The following is a 1,300-nucleotide window of genomic DNA, read 5'->3' as shown; positions in this document are numbered from 1 at the left end:
GGATAAGGTTGCTACTGTAGTAAGTGCTTAAAAATTAAAAGCTATATTTTATATAAAGTGCACTCTAATTGTTGGGGATAGTTTACAATTGGGGTGCATTTTTTATAGTTGAATTTTGTAAAATACAGTCGTTTGTATATGATAACGGAAAAATAGAAGGAATTTCGTTATATTTGAGTGGTGAAGAAAAGGGAAAGTAAGTATAAAGATAGTAGATAAAGCGGGTGGTTTAAATAACTAATGATAGAACGTTTTGAAAATAATAGCATACGAATATATAAATAATAAGAATGAGGTGATATATTGGAAAATAATGATATTCAATTTACTTCTTTACAAATGAGAACGGATAAATATGGTTGGGCTAGTATTCAATATACAAATAAAAAGCAGGTTATCTTATATACTCGAAACGGAGGAGTAGAATGGGATGTTGTCAATCCTCTTAATTCAATTGTATTATTTGGGTATCCAATAAACGCTCGAAGCTCTTGGGCATATGGTTTAACAAAAAAGAATGACGATTTATTGCCAGCTATATTTTATACAGTTAATAGAGGAGAAAGGTGGAGTGAGTTTATTTTACCGGTTGAAGAAGATTGGGAGAAATCGACTGATGTTCAAGTACAATTGCATGCTACGAATATGGATAGTATATGGATTGTATTATCTAGAAAGCTTGCATCAAATAAATTTGAACATAATTTATACTATTTGAAAACGAAAGGGAAAGTTTGGAAAGTAATAAAAAATATAAGTATTAGTGATAGTATTTCAGGGATAACATTTATAAACGATCTAATTGGGTTTATTTCACTACAAAAACATTATGAAACATCAACGGTATTTAAAACAATAAATGGTGGGGAAAGTTGGCATCCTATAAAAGATATTCCAAGTCTTGAAGGAATTAATAATGGGACTGCTATGGCTTATAAAGCAATCTATAAAAATAACTTATTAGTAATACCAACTAAAATGAATGATGATGTATTTTTAATGAATTACTCATTTGATAAGGGGAATTCGTGGCATATTTCAAATAAAACAATAAATACTAGTAAAGTGGCTGTTTCGTTTTTTAGTTCCTATTATGGCTGGGTTATAAATAGTGAAAATGGGAGTGTGTATCAAATAATAAAAAAAGGAGCAAAATGGATTAAAGTATCAAGCAATCCATTATTAAAAAATGTATTTTGTTTGCATTTTTTTAATCGGCGTAAAGGTTGGGCGTGTAATAAAAAAGAAATATTTACTACAAAAGATCGCGGTATAACATGGAAAAAGGTAGTATATAAAA

The 1,300-nt window shown here is 29.1% G+C and carries 1 protein-coding gene; it reads left to right on the top strand.

From position 1 onward, the window contains the following. Positions 1 to 303 precede the first annotated feature (303 nt). Positions 304 to 1,300 (top strand): hypothetical protein (locus ACQGSG_RS28955; RefSeq protein ID WP_426948748.1); only part of this gene is annotated, 997 nt, incomplete at its 3' end.

Origin of the sequence: Bacillus sp. GMa5/1, from assembly GCF_050172015.1 — a bacterium.
Lineage (GTDB): Bacteria > Bacillota > Bacilli > Bacillales > Bacillaceae_G > Bacillus_A > Bacillus_A cereus.
The sequence above is the reverse complement of the archived record's forward strand: the minus strand, read 5'-3'. Positions and strand labels throughout refer to the sequence as shown.